This window comes from Streptomyces sp. NPDC000410, assembly GCF_040300305.1.
Taxonomy (GTDB): domain Bacteria; phylum Actinomycetota; class Actinomycetes; order Streptomycetales; family Streptomycetaceae; genus Streptomyces.
This window is the reverse complement of record NZ_JBEPDM010000027.1, coordinates 85,872-100,921: the sequence shown is the minus strand read 5'-3', so window position 1 is coordinate 100,921 and position 15,050 is coordinate 85,872. Positions and strand designations below refer to the sequence as shown.

Below are 15,050 nucleotides of genomic sequence, written 5' to 3'. Positions count from 1 at the left end.
TACGGGGGTCTGGGGGCGAAGCCCCCAGTTATCGGGAAGGGGCGGGGCGGGGAGAGAAGCCCGCCGCAGGCGCCCCCCGCCCCCTGCAGGCGCCCCCGCCGGAACGCCCCCCGCCCCCAGTCACTTCCCCGGCTTCCAGTCGGGCCTGCGGCCGCTCAGGCCGATCACCCTGTCGCGCAGCGACGCGCCCGGTCCCACGGGCACCACCGGGCCGAACATTCCCTCGCGGCCCTGGTCGTCCTCGTCGGGCTCCAGCAGCGCGTACGACACCGCCAGGCTCGCCTCGTCGGGGGCGTAGTCCTGGCCCGTGGCGCGGGCCAGGTCCCAGCCGTGCACGAGGAGCTCGTTGAGGGCGATCTGCCCGGCGACGGAGGCGGGCAGGTCGATGCCGCCGGCCCGGGTGAAGCCCTCCCAGGCGTCCGGGCGGCGCCATGCCGCCGTCAGCTCCTCCAGCAGCCGGGGAAGCTCCGTACGCCAGCCGGCGTCCAGCACGTACTCGACGGTTTCCGGATCGGTGTCGGTCGTCGGCCCGAGATCCTTGCGCCCCGCGTCGCGGAACGCGGTGCACAGTCCGACGACGTGGGCGAGCAGCTCCCGTACGGTATAGGCAGGGCACGGGGTCGCGTCCCCGAGCTGCGCGTCGTCGATGCCTTCGGCGAGCCGTGCCATGCCGGCGGCGACCGGACCAAGATCCACGTTGTTCGTCTCCATGACCGGCAGACTCCCGCCCGCCCCGGAACTCATCGGTCAGCCTCCGGTCGGCCCGCCGCCCGCCGCGTCCTCGGTCACCTGATCGGACGATCTCCCACTCGCCGGACCGGCCTGCCCCGCCATCGCACCCATAGGCTCCCCAAGTGACCCTTAGCGCAGCCGCTCTGAACACCGGACTCGACTCGTTCCTCGCCTGGGCCGACGAGGAGCGCGGCACCCCCTTGCCCGCCCGCCCCGCCGACGCCGTACTGACGATGCTGGCCCTGCGGGGCGCGGACCGCAGGGCGGGCGTGCCCGAGCCGACGCCGCAGCTCCTGCGGCGCGTGCTGCACGAGGACCTCCCGCTGCTGCTCACGACGACCGGCCCCGAGCTCGCCGCGACGGGCGACGTACTGGCGGCGCTCGCCGACCACGTACGCGCGGCCGGCCGCCTCAACGCCAAGCGCCATGCCCGCCTGGTCGCCGCCGTACAGGAGGCGCTGCCGGAGTTCGAGCGCGCGATGGGTGATCCGCTGAACCTGACCTGGCCCCGCCGGTACGCCGCGCTCCTGCGCGCGGACGGTGTCGACGCCGACGACCCGGACGCCGTACGCGGCTGGCTGGACGCCTACGCCCGGACCCCGCACGCGGAGCGGCCCGCCCTTCCCGAGGCGGTGTCCCGGTTCGACGTCGCGGGGCGCACCTTCGCCGCACGTGCCCTGCTCACGGAGGCCCTGCTCGCGGCCTACGCCCGCGACGTCGACAAGCCCTCCCCGGCTGGCCGCCTGCTCACCGGCCCACCCCTCGGCGGCTCGCACGCGGACGACCTGGAGCGCATCGCGACCGAGATCGGTGACGCGTGGACGGCCGCCGGCCTGAACGACGCCCTCGCCGACCAGCACGCGGACCTCGCCCCCGGCCCCGAGGCTCTCCCGCACTTCGTGCTCGCGGACGTGCTGCTGGGCGAGCACCTCGACTACTACGGCGACTCCGCCATCCCCCTGCCCCCGCCGCCCGCGCTGCCCGCTCCCGACGAGATCCGCGCCCTGCTGCACGCGGCCCCGGTCCCCGCCGCGCTGGCGGCTGCCACCGAGGGCGACGAGCTGCGTCCCCTCGCCGAACGCTGCGGGTTCCCCGGCCCGGCCGCAACGGTCTGGACCGACGGCACCCCGCAGGAGCTGACCGAACTCGGCGCCGACATCCTGGCCGCCGTGATCGAGCGCATCCCAGGCGTCTCCGACCCGGAGCAGGAGTACGCGCTCGGTGCCGGGCACATCCTCTACACCCTCTACGAACGCGGCTGCACGCCCGCCTCCATCGCCCGCACCGCCTCCGCCCTCACCGAGTTGAAGGTCTCACCCGACCTCGAGGACGCCCCGGTCCCAGCCCCGGCCCCGGGCCCCGCCGCCCCGCCCCCCGCCCCGTACACGACCCCCTCACCGGCCGAGCTCTCCACCCTCCTCGGCGTCCCCGCCCTCACCGACGCCGACCGCACGGACCTCGACGCCCACGCGAGGGCCCTGGCCGAAGTCGTCGACCAACTCGCCGGGACCGGCTGTGTCTTCCGCACCGGCGACACCTACGGGCTCACCCCGCTCGGCAGCGCCGTCGTGCGCCACACCCTCCACGCGGCCCGGGTCGCCACCCCCGACGCGGCCACCGCCGCCACCTGGGACGCCACCGGGACGATCGCCGCCGTCCGCTACTGGCCCCCGCAGATCGCCGCCGCCACCCTGTCCGCGTGGGCGGCCGCCCACGGCGGCACGGACGCGGCCTGGACCGAGCTGCTCGCGGCCGTCTCCGCCGCCATGTCCGCCGACTTCCACGACACCCCCACCCCAGCCCTCTTCGCCCGCCTCGACCTCGCGGCCATCCCCACCACGGCCCTGCGCGCCGCCCTCCCCGACCCCCTCACCGGCGCCCACGCCCACCGCGTCCTCCAGTCCCGCGGCGAAGCCACCCCCGAGGACCCCGTCCCCCTGACCGCCCGTGCCGCCCTCCTCCTCGAAGACCTCGACCTGCGCCGCATGGACGACATGCGCGCCTACGTCGAGGCCGCCACCGCCGACCGCGAGCCCGCCCCGGCCCCCACGGCCCTCCTCGACGCCTTCGACACCGCGGCCACCAGCTGGCCCGGCGGCGCGAGCACCCTGCTCCCGGCCCTGGCCCAGGCCGACCCCGCCGGCGCGCTGCGCATCCTGGAGGACCTGGCACACCGTCACCCCGACCGCCATGTGGCGGACATGGCGGCCCACGCGGCGAAGCGCGCCCAGTCCTCGGTGAAGCGGTGAAGCGGTGAAGCGGTGAAGTGCCCCTTGCGGGGCGCGGAACTCCTGTGACATACAGGTCTGGACCAATGCTCCGGCGTACGGAGACTACGGAGGCGGCCGATGCGACGCGCCCTGCACCCCCTCGTGTGGACAGCTGCGACCGCCACGACGGCTCTGCTGCTCACCGCCTGCGGCACCGCCGGCCGTGACAAGGACACCCGCAGCCCCTCCGTGCCCAGCGGCGTCACCGCCCAGGCCGGCAGCGCCACCTCGGTGCACGTCATGTGGGACCGGTCGACCGACGACCGCGCCGTCACGGCGTACGAGGTCTTCCGCACCGGTAAGAGGGTGGTGTCGGTCCCCGCCGCCAAGCACATGATCGACATCGAGGGCCTCGCGCCCTCGTCCCCGTACACCTTCACGGTCCGCGCCCTCGACGCCGCCGGCAACGCCTCGCCCCACAGCGCGCCCGTCCCCGTCACCACCCTCGCCCGGACCCCCGCCGACACCCGGCCCCCCACACGCCCCACCGACGTCAACGGCCGCGTCCAGGGGGCCGGTTCCGTCACCCTGACCTGGGGGCGGTCCTCGGACGACCGGAAGGTGACGGCGTACGACATCTACCAGGCCGACTCCCGCGTCCACAGCGTGCCCGGCGCCACGACCACCGCCCGCGTCACCGGTCTGCGCCCCGGGACCGTCTACACCTTCACCGTCCGGGCCCGCGACGCGTCCGACAACTCCTCACCCGACAGCCGCCCGGTCGACCTGACGACCGCCTCGGCTCCGGGAGCCGCCCCCAGTACGGCGCCCACCGCCCTGACGGCGACGCTCCGCACCACCGGCCCCGCCGCCCACACGGTCGACCTGACGTGGATCCCACCGAGGACCGGCGCCCCGGTCAAGGAGCACCAGCTCCACCTCAACGGAGAGTTCGCCACCACGATCGTCTGGGGCGGCGAGCCCCCGACCGGCCGGGCCACGTACAGCTTCACGGTCACCGACAAGCCGGGCACCCGCTACTCCGTCAAGCTCCGCGCCAAGCTCCCGGACGGGAACTGGGGGGACTTCTCGGCGCAGCGCACGGTCGTGGTCGGCCAGGGCCCGTCCTCCGGAGCGGGCCGGCCGGATCCGGAGGACAGGTCCTAGGACGCGTATCGGGTCGTGATCGATGAGTATCGCGGCTTGCGGGGCGGGTGCCCGTCCGGTGTGCGGGGCGCGGCGATCTGCGGCTGCGCGGTGCGGGCGCGAGTGACCGGAGGCGATGCCGCGGGCAGGGAGCGGGGCCCGAGGGCCCCGGCTGCGTGCCCGCCGGGATGGTGTGTCAGACCATGGCGAGCCGGTCCACCAGCAGTTGCACCCTCTGCTCGGTGTACTCCGGCGGCAGCCGTCCCGCCCGGGTCAAGGTCGCCTGCCCGTGCAGGGCCGCCCAGAACACCTCGGTGAACACCCCCGGATGGACGCCGTCGCCGGCGACCTCGCCGAGAGTCTCCAGCAGGGCGGCGAAGGCGTCCTTCAGAGGTTCCGGGGTGTCCTCCCGCGCGTACGCCAGGCCGCCGTCGAGCTGGAACAAGGCGTCGTAGACCGCCGGGTTGCGTGCGGCGAAGTCGAGGTAGGCGCGGGCCAGGGCGGCGACCCGGGCGCGGGGGCCGTCCGCGGCGGAGGTCGCGGCCCGCACCGCCGCGGCCATCTCGGTGGCACCCTCGAGGGCGACGGCGCCGATGATCTCGCGTTTGCCGCGGAAGTGGCTGTAGAGGACGGGCTGGCTGTATTCGATGCGCTCGGCGAGCCGGCGGGTCGTGACCGCGTCCCAGCCCTGCTGCTCGGCGAGTTCGCGGGCCGTCGCCACGATGAGGCGCTCGCGCTCCGCCCGTTCGCGCTGCTTGCGTTCCTGTACCGACATGATTCGATCCTAGCACCGCTAGACAATCGAGCGGTAGAAGTACTAGCGTTACCTCATCGCCTAGCAGCGCTAGATCTCTGGAGGGGTCATCATGCTCAACGCACTCGAGGTGTTCACCACCGTGGTCGTCGGGGTGATGGTGGGGGTGGAGTTCTCCGTCGCCTTCGTCATGAACCGGATCCTCAACGCCCTCCCCGAGGAGAGCGGCCAACTCGGCCATGCCCACGGGGGCCGGATGCTCGGCGCCGTGATGCCGGTCTGGTACATCGGCTCGCTCGTCCTCGTCGCGGTCTGGGTCGTCGCCGGATGGAACCACCACGGCACCGGCCTCGTCGTCACCGCCGGCGCGCTGCTGATCCTCAGCGTGATCATGTCGATTCTGCTGCTCGTCCCGATCAACAACCGGAACAAGACGTGGACCCCCGAGAACCGGCCCGCCGACTGGAAGCAGCAGCTGAACCGCTGGGAACGCTTCCACTACGTCCGCGTCGCCGTCATCATCGCCGCCTTCACCCTGCTGGTCGCCGCCCTCGCCTGACCCCGCTTCGCGGCCTCCGCGATCAGGCCCTCCAGCAGGGCCGAGGGGAGAACCCGCTCATTGATCACGACCCGCTACGCGCCCCAGGGACCTGTTGTCATCGCAACCGGCGCACGAACACGTCCGGGCGTCCGTTGGTGTCCCCGGGCACGAGGTTGTCGCCGTCCGCGTCGAAGACGGCCGTGCGTCCCGCCGCGTCCAGGGCGACGGAGCCCGGACCGTAGCCGGACGGCGCCGAGTCGTCGTGCGGCGCCGAGAGCCGTTCGACCGCTCCGGTCCGCAGGTCGCGTGCGAAGGCGTCCTGGACGCCGCCGGTGTCGCCCGGGACGAGGTTGGTGGCGCCCGAGACGAAGAGCACCCGGCGGTTGTCGGCGCTGAAGACGGCCTGGGTCGAATCGCCGCCGGTGGCCTCGGTGCCGTCGTGGGCGACATTGACCCGTGCGACGGCCCCGGTGCCCAGGTTCCTGGCGAAGACGTCCATCTCGCCGTTGTGGTCACCGGGGACGACGTTCGCGGAGAGGGCCGAGAACAGCGCGTACCGCCCGTCCGGGCTCAGCGCGATGGCGGACGCGCCGACCGGCTCCCCGGTCGAGGTGGCACTGGCGACCATGGTCCGCCCGGTCGGGACGTCACGGACGTACATGAAGTACAGGCGAGGCCTGCGCGGGTCGCCGGGCCCATGGTCCGTCTCCGCTGCGGGCACCAGGTTGGAGCGTGAGACGAAGCCCACCCGGCGGCCGTCCGCGCTGATCACCGGATCCACCCGGGAGGCGCCCGTGCCCTGCGCGCCGTCGCTGCGCACGCTCACCCGTTCGGTCGTGCCCGCGCGCCGGTCGCGGCGGAAGATGTCGTTCACCCCGTTGGTGTCCCCGGGCACCAGATCGTCGCGGGCGGACGAGAACGCCACGTACCGCCCGTCGGCGCTCAGGACCGGGTTGTCGGAGTCCCGCGCGCCGGGCCCGCCGCCCGCGGTGACGCGCTCGGTGCGGCCGGTTCTGCGGTCGTGCACGAAGACGTCGGTGGCCTCGTTGTCGTCACCGGGGACGAGCGTGGCCGCATGCGACGCGAAGGCGACATAGCGGCCGTTGGCGCTGAGCGAGGGGCCGTACGAGTAGGAGTCCCCCTGCGTGCCGTCGCTCGCCACGCTGACCCGCTCGGTCCGCCCGGTGCGCAGGTCGCGGACGAAGACGTCCGCCTGTCCGTTGGTGTCCCCGGGCACCAGGTTGGTCGCCTCCGACGTGAACGCCACGACCCGTCCGTTCGCGCTGATCGCCGCGCCGTCGCCCCCGAGATCCGCCTGCGCCCCGTCCGACGCCGTGCTCACCCGCTCGGTGTGCGGCGTCTGCCCCGCCGCCGGGAGCAGTGCGGATCCCGTCGCCAGTAACGCGGCGACGACCGTGCTCATGGCTGTACGCATGGTTCCCCCTCCGTATGGTCCTCGGGCACGCCGGCGTGCGCCCCGCGCCCCCCGTCCCCAAGCCTGGGGCCCGGTCCGCCCCGAGGCACCGGCCCCGCGGAAGTCGGCCGATTCCCTCGCCCCCGGACCCGTGGCTTCCGGGCGGACGAGGCCGGGCCGCGCACCACGCTCCGTGCGAGGCCACCGCCCACTCCGGGCCGTATCGGAGGGTGGTCCTCCGTTCGGACAGTCTGGCGGAAAACGGTCACGCTCACGAGCCGCCGTGGTCAGCACCACGCACGACGCCCCCCGTGCTGTGCGATACGGGGGGCGTCGGGTGGTGCGGGTCCAGCGGTGCTGCTCGGCTGCTGTGCGGGTCAGCCAACCAGCGTCGTACCAGGAGAGGGTCAGCCGACCAGCTGGTCGTACGCGGGGAGGGTCAGGAAGTCCGCGTAGTCGGCGTCGAGGGAGACGTGCAGCAGCAGGTCGTGGGCCTGCTGCCACTTGCCGGCCGCGAAGGCCTCCTCGCCGATCTCCGCGCGGATCGCGGCGAGTTCCTCGGCCGCGACCTTGCGGGCCAGCTCCGGGGTGGCCGTCTCGCCGTTCTCGAAGACGACGCCCGCGTTGATCCACTGCCAGATCTGGGAGCGGGAGATCTCGGCGGTGGCGGCGTCCTCCATCAGGTTGAAGATGGCGACGGCGCCGAGGCCGCGCAGCCACGCCTCGATGTAGCGGACGCCGACCTGGACGGCGTTGCGCAGGCCCTCGTACGTGGGGCGGGCGTCCAGGGAGTCGATGGCGATCAGGTCGCCGGGGGCCACCGAGACGTCCTCGCGCAGGCGGTCCTTCTGGTTCGGCTTCTCGCCGAGCACCGCGTCGAAGGAGGCCATGGCGATCGGGACCAGGTCGGGGTGGGCGACCCAGGAGCCGTCGAAGCCGTCGCCGGCCTCGCGGTCCTTGTCGGCCTTGACCTTCTCGAAGGCGACCTTGTTGACCTCGGCGTCCTTGCGGGAGGGGATGAAGGCCGCCATGCCGCCGATGGCGTGGGCGCCGCGCTTGTGGCACGTACGGACGAGGAGCTCGGTGTACGCGCGCATGAACGGAGCCGTCATCGTCACCGCGTTGCGGTCCGGGAGGACGAACTTGGCGCCGCCGTCACGGAAGTTCTTGACGATCGAGAAGAGGTAGTCCCAGCGGCCGGCGTTGAGGCCCGCGGCGTGGTCGCGGAGCTCGTAGAGGATCTCCTCCATCTGGTACGCCGCCGTGATCGTCTCGATCAGGACGGTCGCGCGGACAGTGCCCTGCGGGATGCCGACGTAGTCCTGGGCGAAGACGAAGATGTCGTTCCAGAGGCGGGCCTCCAGGTGCGACTCCGTCTTGGGGAGGTAGAAGTAGGGGCCCTTGCCGAGGTCGATCAGCCGCTTCGCGTTGTGGAAGAAGTACAGGCCGAAGTCGACCAGCGCACCCGGGACCGGGCGGCCGTCGAAGCGCAGGTGGCGCTCCTCCAGGTGCCAGCCGCGGGGGCGCATGACGACCGTGGCGAGCTGGTCGGCGGACTTGAGGGCGTACGACTTGCCCGTGCGGGGGTCGGTGAAATCGATCCGGCGCTCGTAGGCATCGATCAGGTTGAGCTGGCCGAGGACGACGTTCTCCCAGGTGGGGGCGGACGCGTCCTCGAAGTCGGCGAGCCAGACCTTGGCGCCCGAGTTCAGGGCGTTGATGGTCATCTTGCGGTCGGTCGGACCGGTGATCTCGACGCGGCGGTCGCTCAGCGCGGCCGGGGCCGGCGCGACCTTCCAGGTCTCGTCCTCGCGGATCTGTGCGGTCTCCGGGAGGAAGTCGAGGGTGCTGGTGCGGGCGATCTCGGCGCGGCGCTCGGCGCGGCGGGTGAGGAGCTCGTCACGGCGGGGCGTGAACCGGCGGTGCAGCTCGGCCACAAAGGCCAGTGCCGCGTCGGTGAGGACCTCCTCCTGCCTCGGCAGGGGCTCGGCTTCGACGATGGCCAGCGGCGACGGCGCTGGTGCGGACATGAGCTGTCACTTCCTTCAGCGAGCTTCACGGGCGGTGCCGAGTGGCCGCCGGGTACGCCGCAGATGGCACGCAGTGCCAGGGCTCCGAAGGTACGGCCAAGGGCGCCGTTTGTTGTTTCAGGTGCTTCTGAACAGTGGATAGTAGTTATCGCATAGTGGAAGTTCAATGGTCTGTTGACATCGAGATTCTCTGGGTCGACATATCGTGGCGCTCGGTGCCACGCCGCTCACTCGATGCTTATTCCAGATGCGCCAGGTCATCGGGTGTGTCGATGTCGTATGCCTCCGCCACATCACCGCACTCCAGCAATGTGATCTCGCTCTCATGCGCCGCCAGGTAGTCCCGCGCGCCCCGGTCGCCGGACGCCCCCGCCGCGACGTCCGCCCAGCGCCGGGCGCCGAACAGCACCGGATGGCCGCGCCTGCCGTCGTACGCGGCCGACACCAGCGACGCGGGGGATTCGTACGCGGCGACGATCCGGGCCACCGCCGCCGCGCCGATGCCCGGCTGGTCCACCAGGGAGACGACCGCCCCGTCCTTCTCGCCCGCCGCGACGAGCGACGCGAGGCCCACCCGCAGCGAGGAGCCCATGCCGTCGGCCCAGTCCGGGTTCACCGTCACGACGCAGCCGGAGAGATCGGCCCGCCGCAGCACCTCGTCCGCCGCCGCGCCCAGCACCACGTGCACGGTGCGGCAGCCGCCCGCCCAGAGTACGCGCACCGCGTTCTCCACCAGGGGGCGGCCGCGGTGCTCCAGTAGTGCCTTCGGGCGTCCGCCGAGCCGGCGTCCGCCGCCCGCCGCCAGAACCAGGCCCGCGACCTGCGGTTTGTCTGAAGTGTGTGCCATGTGTGCCATGTTCCCCTGCTTACCTCATGAATGGGCATGGAATGCGCCCGAAGGCGCGTCGGGCCGTGTTCGGCCTTGGATAGGGTGCCGTTTGCGACAACCGGAGTTGACCGTCAGATCCGTGGGGATCCGTGGGGACCGTGGGAGACAAGAGAAAATGAGCAGTCGGCAGCCGCAACGGGACAGCGTCTTCCAGCCGTTGGAGGCCGACGACCCGAAGACCGTGGCCGGGTACCGGCTCGCGGCACGGCTCGGCGCGGGCGGTATGGGCAAGGTGTACCTGTCGTACACCCCGGGGGGACGTCCCGTCGCCATCAAGGTGATCCGCCCCGACTTCAGCCAGGACCCGGAATTCCGGCGGCGGTTCGCCCAGGAGGTGACGTCCGCGCAGCGCGTCCAGGGGCTCTACACGGCGCCCGTCATCGACGCCGACACGGACGGCGCGCAGCCCTGGCTCGCGACCGCCTACGTCCCCGGGCCCTCGCTGGCCGAAGCGGTCCTCGCGCACGGGGCGCTGCCGGTCGAGGCCGTGCTGCTGCTGGTCGCCGGTATCGCCGAGGCGCTGCACGTCATCCACGGCGCGGGCATCGTGCACCGCGACCTCAAGCCCTCCAACGTCCTGCTCGCCGCCGACGGTCCGCGCGTCATCGACTTCGGCATCGCGCGCGCCGCCGACGCCACCTCGCTCACCGGCAGCGGCGTCACCATCGGCACCCCGTCGTTCATGGCGCCGGAGCAGGCCGCGGGGCGCAAGGTGACCCCGGCGACCGACATCTTCGCGCTCGGCCAGGTCGCGGCGTACGCCTCGACGGGCTCGCCCGCGTTCGGCGAGGGCACCTCGCACGGCGTGCTCTACCGCATCGTCCACGAGGAGCCCGACCTCACCGGCGTACCGGAGCGGCTGCTCGAACTGGTGACGCGCTGCCTCGCCAAGGAGGCGGACGCCAGGCCCTCGATCGCCGAGATCATCCAGATCTGCCAGGACGCGAACGCGGAGACCGTGCTGCGCAGGCCCGAGGACTGGCTGCCGGGCGCGGTCGCGGCGGACATCACGGTACGAACCGCCGCACCGGCCCCCGCCGCGGCCACCACCCCGGCTCCGCCGAGCACCCCGCCCGCCACGCCCGCGGCCGCCACGCCCCCCACGGCCGCGCCTGCGGCCGCCACCCCGGCCGCGTACGTGCCCACCACCCCGGTCGCCCCGGCCACCCCGCCGCCCGGCTTCGGGCCCGCGCCCGCCGCTCCGTACCAGGGGCCGGGCCAGGGCCAGGGACCGGGGCAGGCGTCGGCCCAGCACCCGACCCCGCCGCCGGTCCACGGATCGGGGGCGTACGGGCCCACGCAGCCCGCCGGTTACGGACCCGGGCCCACGCCGCCCCCGTTCGCCCACGGGCAGCCCCCGACCGGGCCGCAGGCGCCCGCCAAGAAGAAGACCGGCAAGCGCGTCGGCCTGATCGCGCTGGCCGCGGTGCTGGTCTTCGGCATCGCCGGCGCCGGCACGGCGTACTACCTGATCTCGAAGAACGCCGACAAGGGCAAGGGCAACCAGGCCTCCCAGAACCAGGACACCGGCAAGGACACCGGCAAGGACACCGGCAAGGAGCCCGGCCCCAGCGGCACCCCGACCGGGGACGACGTGGCCGCGAGCGGCGGCGGGAGCCAGGGCGAGACCCCGGAGTCCAGCGGCCCGAAGCCCGACCCGACCCCCGTCGACTACAACGGCATCGACCTGACCAGCGGCTACGAGCTGGCGCTCGCCGACAACCCGGTGAAGCCCGTGAACAACGAGAACGGTGACATCGAGTACGACCTCGGGCTCTCCGCCGACAATGGCGCCAAGCTCATCATGCTGCAGACCGGCCAGGAGGGGACGCTGGAAACCTGCCGCACCGAGACGCGGTACACGCAGTACATCGAGCGGAACAAGCTCTCCTCCACCACCCGGCTCTGCCTGCTGACGAGCGCGGGCGACGTCGGGCTGATCTCGGTGAAGGGCTTCGCCCCGGAGTCGGACCCCAGCAACTACATCAAGATGGACCTGAGGGTCTGGCGCGGGGCGATGGAAGTGGACACGTCCAGCTGAAATTCGTACCGCGGAGTGGCGTGCTCCGCCGCGGATGGCGTTAACTTGCCCGCGGCCCCAGGCGTCTGACCATCGTCCGGCGGGTCGTCGACACCGGGCAGGCACAACGACGTGCGAGGGGGCTTCTTTGCGGAGCATGGGGCAGACGCGGGTGACAGGGACCGGCGGGAAGGACGGGAACGGCGGCGGCGAGGACCCGAGGGTCACGCAGTTACGGGCCGCCGTCTCCCGACTCCGCCGCGAACTGGCCGGATACCCGGCCGAGTTCACCGACCGGGGGGTCGCCGAGGACGAACTGGCCGCGATGGACGCGATGGCGGCGGCGGGCGGCGTACCGGAGATCCTCCGGCTGCGCCGCTCGTTACTGCTCATCGCCGGGTCCATCGGCTCGGTGAGCGCCCTCGCGACGGGGCTCGCGCAGGTGCGCATCGCGGTGGAGCTGTTCGGCGAGGGGAAGTCCTGACCCCGGGCCGCCCCGACCGCCACTGCGTCCCGACGCGGGTGAGATCCGACGCGGGCGCTTACCGGCCCGGGTCCGTCGCGACCCGGGTCCGTCCCGCTCCCGGTCCGTCCCGCTCCCGGTCCGTCCCGCTCCCGGTCCGTCCCGCTCCCGGTCCGTCCCGCTCCCGGTCCGTCCCGCTCCCGGTCTCGTACGCTGAAGGCGATGGTCACCTCCCAGCGGCCCCAGCCGCCCACCCTCCGCGAGCTCACCGTCCAGGCGCTGTCCTCGGTCGAGCACGGTTACGACCTGCTCGCGCCGAAGTTCGACGCGACGCCCTTCCGTACGCCGGAGCGGATCCTCGACGAGGTCGAGCGGGCGCTCCGGCCCCTCGGCCCCTTCCGCGCCGGGCTCGACGTCTGCTGCGGCACGGGGGCGGGCACCCGCGTCCTGCGCGAGGTGTGCCGGGAACGCGTCGTCGGCGTCGACTTCAGCGCGGGCATGCTCGACGTGGCCAGGCGCGCCACCCCACCGGACGCCAAGGACCTGACGGACGCGGAGTGGGTACGGGCCGACGTACGGCGGCTGCCGTTCGGGCCGGACTTCGACCTGGCCATGAGCTTCGGGGCGTTCGGACACTTCCTGCCGCGCGAGCGGCCGGGGCTGTTCGCGCAGGTGTACGGGGTGCTGCGGCCCGGTGGGGTGTTCGCGTTCCCGGTCGGCGCACCGCCCCGCGTCGGCTCGTGGCCGTACTGGGCGACGCTCGGCTTCGACACGGCCATGCGGGCGCGCAACCTGCTGTGGCGCCCCCGGTTCGTCATGTACTACCGCACGTTCCGGCTCCCGGACGTACGCGCCGAGCTGGAACGGGTCGGCTTCGCGGTGGAGTCGCGCCCGCTGGACGGGCTCGGGCGCAGGGCCGACGGCAGCCCGCGTGCCGCGCTGGTGCTCGCCCGCAAGGTCTAGGGGGTGTCCCGTCAGCGCCGGATCAGCCGACGGGCCGTCGCCGCCGCCAGCGCCGCCGTACGGGAGTCGACGCCCAGCTTGGCGTAGATGTGGACCAGGTGGGACTTCACGGTCGCCTGGCTCAGGAAGAGCCGTTTGCTGATCTGCTGGTTGGACAGGCCCTCGCCGACCAGCTGGAGGACCTCCAGCTCGCGCTTGGTGAGCGCCTCCGACGGCGTACGCATCCGGTCCATCAGGCGGTGCGCGACCGCGGGCGCCAGCGCCGACCGGCCGGCCGCGGCCGTCCGTACCGCTGCCGCCAGCTCCTCCGGCGGGGCGTCCTTGAGCAGATAGCCCGCCGCGCCCGCCTCGACCGCCGCGATGATGTCGGCGTCCGTGTCGTACGTCGTGAGTACCAGCACGCGCGGAGCGTCCGGCCGGGCGGTGATCGCGGCAGTGGCCTCCGAGCCGTGCATGCCGCCGCCGAACTGAAGGTCCATCAGAACGACATCGACCCCACCGGCGGCGGCCAGTTCGACCGCGCGCTCGGCCGTGGCGGCCTCCGCGACCACCGTGAAGTCCGGTTCGGTGTCCAGGACCGCGCGCAGTCCGGCCCGTACGACGGGGTGGTCGTCGGCGAGCAGAAGACGGACGGTCATGAGGTGTCTCCCAGGGGCAGTGGCAGGGTGGCGGCGACGGCCGTGCCCTGGCCCGGCGCCGACTCGACGGTGAAGGTGCCGCCCAGCGACCGCGCCCGCGCGCGCATCGCGGGCAGGCCGAAGCCGCCCTCCTCGGCGCGGCGGGACTCCGCGGCCGGCTCGAAGCCCTTCCCGTCGTCCACCACGTCCAGTGTCACGGACGCGTCCATGAAGGTCAGCGTGATCTCGGCGCGCTCGGCGCCCGCGTGCCGGACCGTGTTCGCCAGCGCCGACTGCGCGATCCGCAGCAGGGCCACCTCGTACGGCGTCGGCAGCGGCACCGGCGTGCCGCTCACCGAGAACCGCACGCGCGGACCCGGGCGGCCGGTGCGCGCGAGCCGCTCCAGCGCCCCCGCGAGCGAACCGTGCTCCAGATCCGGCGGGGACAGCGCGCGGACGAAACGGCGCGCCTCGGCGAGATTGTCCTGTGCGGCCTGCCGCGCCTGCCCGATGTGCTCGGCGGCGGGGGAGTCGCCCGGCAGCGTCCGCTCGGCGGCGCGCAGCAGCAGCTGGATGGAGGAGAGCCCCTGGGCGAGGGTGTCGTGGATCTCGCGGGCCAGCCGCTCCCGCTCGGCCAGCGTGCCCGCGTGCCGCTCGGCGGCGGCCAGCTCGGCGCGCGTCGAGATCAGCTCCTCGACGAGCTGCCGATGACGCTCGCTCTCCCGGTACAGCGCCTGGTAGCCGAGCACGGTGGCGACGGCGACGGCCGCGCCCAGCAGCGGGCCGATGACCGCACCGGGGCCGAGCGGCCCGCCATGGCGCACGTACGACAGGATCGCGAGGCCCGCCGTCGCCGCGACGGCGGGCAGGGACCAGCGCATCGGCAGCAGGTGCAGCTGGAGGAAGTACAGCGGGAAGGCCACCCACAGGCCGTCCGGCGTGAGCCACAGCAGCACGAGCCAGGACGTGCAGAGCGCCCCCAGCCAGAGCGCCGCCGCGGCGCGCGTCGCGCGCACGGAGGGGACGAAGGAGCCCGCCGCGTAGACCGCGCCCGTCAGCACGGCGGCGGCGACGACCGCCGCCGCGTCCGGGTCGTTGGCCGCCACGGCCCGTACCGCCGCCAGCGCCAGCAGCGCCGCCATCAGCAGGTGCAGACAGAGGCGCAGGACACGCAGGGCGGGGGTGAGCGAACCGGGATCCATGACTCGTCCAGCGTAGGCCGGGTGGACCGGCCATCACCCGATCGGGCAGTCAACCGAAAGTTTGATTAC

At 73.3% G+C, this 15,050-nt stretch carries 13 protein-coding genes; 6 read left to right on the top strand and 7 right to left on the bottom strand.

The window, feature by feature from the left end; genetic code table 11:
* Window positions 1-120: 120 nt before the first annotated feature.
* Entirely contained in the window at window positions 121-711 is a 591-nt protein-coding gene (locus ABT342_RS24515) for a TIGR03086 family metal-binding protein (RefSeq protein WP_351577710.1), read from the bottom strand.
* Window positions 712-854: 143 nt separating this feature from the next.
* On the opposite strand from ABT342_RS24515, the gene ABT342_RS24510 reads away from it, so the two are divergent.
* Both ABT342_RS24510 and ABT342_RS24505 read left to right on the top strand, forming a co-directional pair.
* A complete protein-coding gene (locus ABT342_RS24510) occupies window positions 855-2,981 on the top strand; it encodes a hypothetical protein (protein WP_351577707.1) in 2,127 nt (708 codons plus the stop codon).
* Window positions 2,982-3,080: 99 nt separating this feature from the next.
* Window positions 3,081-4,109: a fibronectin type III domain-containing protein gene (locus ABT342_RS24505; protein WP_351577704.1), complete on the top strand. Its 1,029-nt coding sequence runs from the start codon at window positions 3,081-3,083 to the stop codon at window positions 4,107-4,109.
* A 175-nt stretch (window positions 4,110-4,284) separates the two neighbouring features.
* Here ABT342_RS24505 and ABT342_RS24500 read toward each other — a convergent pair whose 3' ends face one another.
* Window positions 4,285-4,863, bottom strand: a complete 579-nt coding sequence (locus ABT342_RS24500; protein WP_351577702.1) for a TetR/AcrR family transcriptional regulator — start codon at window positions 4,861-4,863, stop codon at window positions 4,285-4,287.
* 91 nt (window positions 4,864-4,954) lie between these two features.
* Between ABT342_RS24500 and ABT342_RS24495 the strand changes: the two genes are divergently transcribed.
* Window positions 4,955-5,401: an anthrone oxygenase family protein gene (locus ABT342_RS24495; RefSeq protein ID WP_351577699.1), complete on the top strand. Its 447-nt coding sequence runs from the start codon at window positions 4,955-4,957 to the stop codon at window positions 5,399-5,401.
* 97 nt (window positions 5,402-5,498) lie between these two features.
* On the opposite strand, the gene ABT342_RS24490 is transcribed toward ABT342_RS24495, so the two are convergent.
* From ABT342_RS24490 to ABT342_RS24480, 3 genes are all read right to left on the bottom strand, one after another.
* Entirely contained in the window at window positions 5,499-6,818 is a 1,320-nt protein-coding gene (locus tag ABT342_RS24490) for a TolB family protein (protein ID WP_351577697.1), read from the bottom strand.
* 386 nt (window positions 6,819-7,204) lie between these two features.
* The gene (gene aceB / locus ABT342_RS24485; protein WP_351577695.1) at window positions 7,205-8,827 is read right to left on the bottom strand and encodes a malate synthase A; all 1,623 of its coding nucleotides are present in this window, start codon (window positions 8,825-8,827) and stop codon (window positions 7,205-7,207) included.
* Between the two features lie 238 nt (window positions 8,828-9,065).
* A complete protein-coding gene (locus ABT342_RS24480) occupies window positions 9,066-9,674 on the bottom strand; it encodes a nucleotidyltransferase family protein (RefSeq protein WP_351577693.1) in 609 nt (202 codons plus the stop codon).
* A 157-nt stretch (window positions 9,675-9,831) separates the two neighbouring features.
* Here ABT342_RS24480 and ABT342_RS24475 point away from each other — a divergent pair, with 157 nt between their 5' ends.
* The 3 genes from ABT342_RS24475 to ABT342_RS24465 all read left to right on the top strand — a co-directional run bounded on the left by ABT342_RS24475 (window position 9,832) and on the right by ABT342_RS24465 (window position 13,162).
* Window positions 9,832-11,757 carry a serine/threonine-protein kinase gene (locus tag ABT342_RS24475; RefSeq protein WP_351577690.1) on the top strand — a complete coding sequence of 642 codons (1,926 nt, stop codon included), beginning with the start codon at window positions 9,832-9,834 and terminating at the stop codon, window positions 11,755-11,757.
* A 136-nt stretch (window positions 11,758-11,893) separates the two neighbouring features.
* Complete coding sequence (locus ABT342_RS24470; protein ID WP_351577688.1) at window positions 11,894-12,220, top strand: DUF5955 family protein; 327 nt, start codon at window positions 11,894-11,896, stop codon at window positions 12,218-12,220.
* 201 nt (window positions 12,221-12,421) lie between these two features.
* On the top strand, window positions 12,422-13,162 hold the full coding sequence (locus ABT342_RS24465; RefSeq protein ID WP_351577686.1) for a class I SAM-dependent methyltransferase: 741 nt from the start codon (window positions 12,422-12,424) through the stop codon (window positions 13,160-13,162).
* An 11-nt stretch (window positions 13,163-13,173) separates the two neighbouring features.
* Here ABT342_RS24465 and ABT342_RS24460 read toward each other — a convergent pair whose 3' ends face one another.
* Both ABT342_RS24460 and ABT342_RS24455 read right to left on the bottom strand, forming a co-directional pair.
* Window positions 13,174-13,800: a response regulator gene (locus ABT342_RS24460; RefSeq protein ID WP_351577684.1), complete on the bottom strand. Its 627-nt coding sequence runs from the start codon at window positions 13,798-13,800 to the stop codon at window positions 13,174-13,176.
* The gene (locus tag ABT342_RS24455) at window positions 13,797-14,981 is read right to left on the bottom strand and encodes a sensor histidine kinase (protein WP_351577681.1); all 1,185 of its coding nucleotides are present in this window, start codon (window positions 14,979-14,981) and stop codon (window positions 13,797-13,799) included. The genes ABT342_RS24460 and ABT342_RS24455 overlap by 4 nt, the downstream gene beginning before the upstream one ends.
* Window positions 14,982-15,050 lie beyond the last annotated feature (69 nt).

Excerpts from the sequence above, each read along its gene's own strand:
- ABT342_RS24515 (WP_351577710.1), bottom strand. The coding sequence starts at position 711 with ATGGAGACGAACAACGTGGATCTTGGTCCGGTCGCCGCCGGCATGGCA.
- ABT342_RS24505 (WP_351577704.1), top strand. The coding sequence starts at position 3,081 with ATGCGACGCGCCCTGCACCCCCTCGTGTGGACAGCTGCGACCGCCACG.
- ABT342_RS24500 (WP_351577702.1), bottom strand. The coding sequence starts at position 4,863 with ATGTCGGTACAGGAACGCAAGCAGCGCGAACGGGCGGAGCGCGAGCGC.
- ABT342_RS24495 (WP_351577699.1), top strand. The coding sequence starts at position 4,955 with ATGCTCAACGCACTCGAGGTGTTCACCACCGTGGTCGTCGGGGTGATG.
- ABT342_RS24490 (WP_351577697.1), bottom strand. The coding sequence starts at position 6,818 with ATGCGTACAGCCATGAGCACGGTCGTCGCCGCGTTACTGGCGACGGGA.
- aceB (WP_351577695.1), bottom strand. The coding sequence starts at position 8,827 with ATGTCCGCACCAGCGCCGTCGCCGCTGGCCATCGTCGAAGCCGAGCCC.
- ABT342_RS24480 (WP_351577693.1), bottom strand. The coding sequence starts at position 9,674 with ATGGCACACACTTCAGACAAACCGCAGGTCGCGGGCCTGGTTCTGGCG.
- ABT342_RS24475 (WP_351577690.1), top strand. The coding sequence starts at position 9,832 with ATGAGCAGTCGGCAGCCGCAACGGGACAGCGTCTTCCAGCCGTTGGAG.
- ABT342_RS24470 (WP_351577688.1), top strand. The coding sequence starts at position 11,894 with ATGGGGCAGACGCGGGTGACAGGGACCGGCGGGAAGGACGGGAACGGC.
- ABT342_RS24465 (WP_351577686.1), top strand. The coding sequence starts at position 12,422 with ATGGTCACCTCCCAGCGGCCCCAGCCGCCCACCCTCCGCGAGCTCACC.
- ABT342_RS24460 (WP_351577684.1), bottom strand. The coding sequence starts at position 13,800 with ATGACCGTCCGTCTTCTGCTCGCCGACGACCACCCCGTCGTACGGGCC.
- ABT342_RS24455 (WP_351577681.1), bottom strand. The coding sequence starts at position 14,981 with ATGGATCCCGGTTCGCTCACCCCCGCCCTGCGTGTCCTGCGCCTCTGT.